The organism is Stenotrophomonas sp. SMYL20 (assembly GCF_036320045.1).
Classification (GTDB): Bacteria; Pseudomonadota; Gammaproteobacteria; order Xanthomonadales; family Xanthomonadaceae; genus Stenotrophomonas; species Stenotrophomonas maltophilia_A.
The window spans coordinates 189024-195470 of record NZ_JAWIRT010000003.1 but is presented as its reverse complement, the minus strand read 5'-3'; the positions used below and the strand labels follow the sequence as shown (position 1 = coordinate 195470).

At 64.3% G+C, this 6447-nt stretch carries 5 protein-coding genes; all 5 read left to right on the top strand.

What is annotated here, in order from left to right; all coding sequences use genetic code 11:
- The first annotated feature begins 224 nt into the window (after positions 1-224).
- The 5 genes from folD to V3B48_RS03675 all read left to right on the top strand — a co-directional run bounded on the left by folD (position 225) and on the right by V3B48_RS03675 (position 6206).
- Positions 225-1103, top strand: coding sequence for a bifunctional methylenetetrahydrofolate dehydrogenase/methenyltetrahydrofolate cyclohydrolase FolD (gene folD, locus V3B48_RS03695; protein WP_329893219.1), 879 nt, complete (start codon positions 225-227; stop codon positions 1101-1103).
- A 400-nt stretch (positions 1104-1503) separates the two neighbouring features.
- Positions 1504-2961 (top strand): IMP dehydrogenase, encoded by a 1458-nt coding sequence (gene guaB / locus V3B48_RS03690; protein ID WP_075676539.1) that lies wholly within the window; start codon positions 1504-1506, stop codon positions 2959-2961.
- Between the two features lie 107 nt (positions 2962-3068).
- Entirely contained in the window at positions 3069-3545 is a 477-nt protein-coding gene (locus V3B48_RS03685; RefSeq protein ID WP_204260654.1) for a hypothetical protein, read from the top strand.
- Positions 3542-5107, top strand: coding sequence for a glutamine-hydrolyzing GMP synthase (gene guaA, locus V3B48_RS03680; protein WP_329893218.1), 1566 nt, complete (start codon positions 3542-3544; stop codon positions 5105-5107). Before V3B48_RS03685 ends, guaA begins: the two co-directional genes overlap by 4 nt.
- A 256-nt stretch (positions 5108-5363) precedes the next feature.
- On the top strand, positions 5364-6206 hold the full coding sequence (locus tag V3B48_RS03675; RefSeq protein WP_329893217.1) for a hypothetical protein: 843 nt from the start codon (positions 5364-5366) through the stop codon (positions 6204-6206).
- Positions 6207-6447: the final 241 nt, after the last annotated feature.

Here is a 6447-nt window from a genome sequence, read left to right as displayed (position 1 = left end):
GGCGCGGCCCGGGGGCGCCCCCCCCCCCCCCCCCCGGCCGCGCCGGGCGCGCCCCCCCCCCCCCCCCCCCCCCACTACCGGAGGTTGGCAATTTGCGTAACCCCGGGGTCAGAGCCCTTTGCCTGCGGCAAAGGGACCCGCCCCCATCAGGACCCCATTCTGCGGTGGGCGAGGGGGCCTGAATCGGGGACAATAGCGTCCCCGCCGCCCCACGCCCGCTCCCGATGACCGATTCCGCCTCCCAGCTTCCTGCCCGCATCCTCGATGGCCGCCGTATCGCCGAGGACCTGCTCGACAGCCTGAAGGTGCGCGTCGACGCCCGCGTGGCCGCCGGTGGCAGCCGTCCGGGCCTGGCCGTGGTGCTGGTGGGTGGCGACCCGGCCTCGACCGTGTACGTGCGCAACAAGCGCCGCGCCGCCGAGAAGGTCGGCATCGAGGCACATGACTACGACCTGCCGGCCGGTACCACCGAAGCCGAGCTGCTCGACCTGATCGACCAGCTCAACGCCGATCCGAAGATCAACGGCATCCTGATCCAGCTGCCGCTGCCGGGCATCCCCGACGCGCGCCGGCTGATCCAGCGCATCGACCCGCGCAAGGACGTGGACGGCTTCCACCCGGAAAACGTCGGCCACCTGGCCCTGCGCGAGTTCGGCCTGCGCCCGTGCACCCCGCGCGGCATCACCACGCTGCTGGGCCACACCGACCAGCCGGTGCGCGGCCGCAACGCCACCATCGTGGGCGTCAGCAACCACGTCGGTCGCCCGATGGGCCTGGAGCTGCTGATTGCCGGCTGCACCGTGACCAGCTGCCATAAGTTCACCCCCAAGGACGTGCTGGAACAGGCCGTGCGCAACGCCGACATCCTGGTGGTGGCGGTGGGCCGCCCGGGCATCGTTCCGGGCGAGTGGGTGAAGCCGGGCGCTGTGGTGATCGACGTCGGTATCAACCGGCTGGAGGACGGCCGGTTGGTGGGCGACGTGGGGTTTGAAGCGGCCGCCCAGCGGGCGAGCTGGATCACCCCGGTGCCGGGTGGTGTGGGCCCGATGACCGTGGCCACGTTGATGCAGAACACCCTGGAAGCCGCGGAAGCGCTGAGCTGACCTGCTGTTGGGGAGATCTGCCGTTGGTGGGTGCCGACCGTTGGTCGGCACAATGCCAGAGGGGTGGGGCTCCTGCTGGGGCACTGGTGTCTGAGAGAGAGTGCGGACCAACGGTCCGCACCCACCACAGGCAGGCCGACGACCGGCTGTTGGTAGGTGCCAACCTTGGTTGGCACGAACCGTCCGGCGCCTGTGCCCCAGATGGGGTGAAGGCCTCTCCCTGCTTGTGCCAACCAAGGTTGGCACCTACCAAGAGCCGGTGCGCTTGGGCGCCCTGAACGGATCACCGCTGGCGCGACACTGTGTCGCGCAGAAATCCAATTCTGGCTACCAAAAAATGCTGTTCTTGGCTCCAGAAACAGGGTAAAATGTCGCGCTTCCCCACATCTCGGGTATGCCGATGCTGCGCATCCAGGCTGAAGCACTCACTTACGACGACGTCTCGCTCGTCCCCGCCCATTCGACCATCCTGCCCAAGGACGTCAACCTCGAAACGCGGTTGACTCGCGACCTGAAGCTGAAGCTTCCGATCCTGTCCGCAGCCATGGATACCGTCACCGAAGCCCGCCTGGCCATCGCCATGGCCCAGCTCGGCGGCATGGGCATCATCCACAAGAATCTCAGCCTGGAACAGCAGGCCGCGGAAGTGGCCAAGGTCAAGAAGTTCGAGGCCGGTGTCATCCGCGACCCGATCACCGTCGGCCCGGAAACCACCATCCGCGACGTGCTGGCCCTGACCCAGGCGCACAACATCTCCGGCGTGCCGGTGGTGGGCAGCGACGGCCTGCTGGCCGGCATCGTGACCCATCGCGACATGCGCTTCGAGACCGAGCTGGACGATCCGGTCCGCCACATCATGACCAAGAAGGATCGCCTGATCACGGTCAAGGAAGGCGCTGCGTCCGACGAAGTGCTGCAGCTGCTGCACCGCAACCGCATCGAAAAGGTGCTGGTGGTCAATGATTCGTTCGAACTGCGTGGCCTGATCACCGTCAAGGACATCCAGAAGAACACCGACTTCCCGAACGCTGCCAAGGATCTGTCGACCCGCCTGCTGGTCGGTGCTGCCGTCGGCGTGGGTGGCGATACCGATCGCCGCGTGGAAGCGCTGGTCGCCGCCGGCGTGGACGTGATCGTGGTCGATACCGCGCACGGCCACTCGCAGGGCGTGCTGGACCGCGTCAGCTGGGTCAAGAAGAACTTCCCGCACGTGCAGGTCATCGGTGGCAACATCTGCACCGGCGAAGCCGCACTGGCGCTGCTGGACAGCGGCGCGGACGCCGTGAAGGTCGGCATCGGCCCGGGTTCGATCTGCACCACCCGCGTCGTTGCCGGCGTCGGCGTGCCGCAGGTCACCGCCATTGATCTGGTGGCCGAAGCGCTGCAGGACCGCATCCCGCTGATCGCCGACGGTGGCATCCGCTACTCGGGCGACATCGGCAAGGCGCTGGCCGCCGGTGCCTCGACCATCATGGTCGGTGGCCTGCTGGCCGGTACCGAGGAATCGCCGGGCGAGACCGAGCTGTACCAGGGCCGTTCGTACAAGAGCTACCGCGGCATGGGTTCGCTGGCCGCCATGGAAAAGGGGTCCAAGGACCGCTACTTCCAGGACGCCGCCACCGCCGACAAGCTGGTGCCGGAAGGCATCGAAGGTCGTGTGCCGTACCGCGGCCCGGTGGGCGGCATCATCCACCAGCTGATGGGCGGCCTGCGCGCCACCATGGGCTACGTGGGCTGCGCCACCATTGAAGACATGCGCAGCAAGCCCAAGTTCGTGAAGATCAGCGGCGCCGGCCAGCGTGAGAGCCACGTCCACGACGTGACGATCACCAAAGAGCCGCCGAACTACCGCGCCTGATGCGCTTGCGAACTGCTCTTGCGATTACGGGCAGCCTGCTGATGGCAGGCTGTTCGTTGTCCGAACCGCCGCCGCGCTCCGGGTCTCCGGGCGCGGCGGTTTCGCAAATGCAGGACGTGCAGGCGTGCCAGAACGCGTTCTCGCTCCCGAAGGGCTGGCAGGTGCAGGCCGCTGGCGAACAGCGCTGGCTGCTGAAGGGCACCGGCGAGCGTCCGCTGCAGGTCACCCTGCAATGCATTACCGAGCTGCTGCACGGCCCGGATGATCCGGTATTGACGCCGGTGCTGGGCGCGCTGGAACCCGCACGGATGAGCGTGCGCTGGGCGTCCTGGGGCGCTGCGGATTCGGGCTTCTCGATGGCAGCGCTGCAACGGCGCATCGTGCCTGGCACCGAAGTGCAGGAGATCGCCGAGTTGCCGCGCGCTGACCGCTCCAACCCCAACGCACCGCACGGCCTGCTGATGCTGCGCTGGGACGAGGAAGACACCTCACATATTCAACAACGCGAGGCGTTCATCGCCACGCTGACGCAGAGCCTTGAAGCGCCGGGCGCTGCGAAAAACACCACTGGAACGGCACCATGACCAACATCCATAACGACAAGATCCTGATCCTCGATTTCGGCGCGCAGTACACGCAGCTGATCGCCCGCCGCATCCGCGAGCTGGGCGTCTACTGCGAAATCTGGGCGTGGGACCACAACCCGGCCGACATCGCCGCGTTCGGCGCAAAGGGCATCATCCTGTCCGGTGGCCCGGAATCGACCACGCTGCCGGGTGCCCCGGCCGCGCCGCAGGAAGTGTTCGACAGTGGTCTGCCGATCTTCGGCATCTGCTACGGCATGCAGACCTTGGCTGCGCAGCTGGGCGGTGCCACCGAAGCCGCTGACCAGCGCGAATTCGGCCACGCTGAAGTGAACGTGATCAACCCGGATGCGCTGTTCAAGGGCCTGAGCGACCACGGCGGCGAGCCGAAGCTGAACGTCTGGATGAGCCACGGCGACCACGTCTCCGTTGCACCGCCGGGCTTCACCATCACCGCCACCACCGACCGCATTCCGGTGGCCGCCATGGCCAACGAAGAAAAGCGCTGGTACGGCGTGCAGTTCCACCCGGAAGTGACCCACACCCTGCAGGGCCAGGCGCTGCTGCGCCGCTTCGTGGTGGATGTGTGCGGTTGCCAGACCCTGTGGACCGCCGCCAACATCATCGACGACCAGATCGCCCGCGTGCGCGAGCAGGTGGGCGATGACGAAGTGATCCTGGGCCTGTCCGGCGGCGTCGATTCGTCCGTCGTCGCTGCGCTGCTGCACAAGGCCATCGGCGAAAAGCTGACCTGCGTGTTCGTGGATACCGGCCTGCTGCGCTGGCAGGAAGGCGACCAGGTGATGGCGATGTTCGCCGAGCACATGGGCGTAAAGGTGGTGCGCGTGAATGCCGCCGACCGTTACTTCACCGCGCTGGAAGGCGTGAGCGACCCGGAAGCCAAGCGCAAGATCATCGGCAACCTGTTCGTTGAGATCTTCGACGAAGAGTCGAACAAGCTGAAGAACGCCAAGTGGCTGGCGCAGGGCACCATCTACCCGGACGTGATCGAGTCGGCCGGCAGCAAGACCGGCAAGGCGCATGTGATCAAGAGCCACCACAACGTGGGCGGCCTGCCGGAGCACATGAAGCTGGGCCTGGTGGAACCGCTGCGCGAGCTGTTCAAGGACGAAGTGCGCCGCCTCGGCGTCGAGCTCGGCCTGCCGCGCACCATGGTCTACCGCCATCCGTTCCCGGGCCCGGGCCTGGGCGTGCGTATCCTGGGCGAAGTGAAGCGCGAATACGCCGAGCTGCTGGCCAAGGCCGATGCCATCTTCATTGATGAGCTGCGCAAGGCGGACCTGTACGGCAAGACCAGCCAGGCGTTTGCCGTGTTCCTGCCGGTGAAGTCGGTGGGCGTGGTGGGCGATGCGCGCGCTTATGAGTGGGTGATTGCGCTGCGGGCCGTGGAAACGATCGACTTCATGACGGCGCACTGGGCGCACCTGCCGTATGAGTTCCTGGGTACGGTGAGCAACCGGATCATCAATGAGTTGCGGGGGGTTTCAAGGGTTGTCTATGACATCTCGGGGAAGCCGCCGGCGACTATTGAGTGGGAGTGATCTGACGTCAAGCATCGGTTTGCATCGAGAACCTCCTGATACGCGTAAGCCCGCAGAAATGCGGGCTTTTTAGTTTCAGGATGACACAGTGCCGCACATCGCTTTGATGAGGTCCTCAGCAAAATGCAAGCCGGATTTATATGGGGCCAGCAGTTCAATATGTTCTGACTTCTCGCGAGGTGGCAGTATGATCCCCAGTGGTGAGGCTAACCGACTTAATATGGCGCTAAGAACAAGCGCAGCATGAGGACTTGATATGCAGGCCATTATTTGGGCGTGGACTAAAGGGGTGGCGCTGGGTCTCCCCATGATTTTCGCTTGGCTTTACGGGGTCTTCCAATCAACAAAGACTTGGCTGGTTGTGCTTTTGATCGTCTACTTCATTGCTCCAAAGTTCGGTGTCGTCCCGCTCAGCCCACTTCAAGTGGCTGAGGTGTTCATACAAAAACCAGACTCATGGATGGCTGTCGTCACCATCGTTGTCGGTATCGTGGCGGCGGGAAGCTTTATGGCTTCGAAGAGGCTAGACATGCGGCTCGCTGCCGCTGATGAAATTCAAGATTTGCTAAAGAGGATGACGGATGTTGCGACTGAGGAGAGATTGGCAGCTGAATCTCTCGTTTCGTTCCGTCAGTACGCCGCTCGCTTTCCACAAGGAACTCTGAGTGAGTCTGCGGCGCAGGAGATGCGGCGGGTTGGCGCTGCATTGCTGGTAACGGTCACCAGAGTCTCCAAGGACCAAGGGCGGATGTGGACAATATACAAGGAAGCGGTCGCGCTCCAGAGCAGGCACAGATTGGCCATTTCCAGCAGCTCGGTTTCCTCGCTAATGTTCAGTAGAGGCCTTTCAAAGCTGGAGAAACTGGCATTTTCCCGGGCTTGGATTTACCCACTCGAGCCCGAGAAGCTGGACGACTTGTTTGCGTGGTGTGCCGATCCACGTTCTGAATGGGTGGAAGGCTACAGTGCGGTGGCACTGAAGCTTGCAGAGCAGGTGTCTGTTTGTTTGGGCGCAAGTGCGGGGGCTGTGGCAGGCACACTGTTCCCAACATCGGCAGTGGCTGCGTGGAATTCGTGGATTGCGTTGGTGAAGGATTAATGCGGGGTTGATGACCCCGCACTCGGCCTGTACTTCTACTGCGGGGCAGGACGCGCTGCTTAGCCGCCGGGTGCTTATGAGGGTTCCCGACCGACGCTGTAGCTTCCTTCTCCAGCTACCGATATTGCAAGAAGGCCGGCCTCGTTGACTACTAGTAGGAGGTGGGGGCATCCGTGCGGTCCAGTCGTACAGTAGTCATGTCCATGGAGCCGATCTAGCCTGCTCTCCCTAAGGCTCGTCC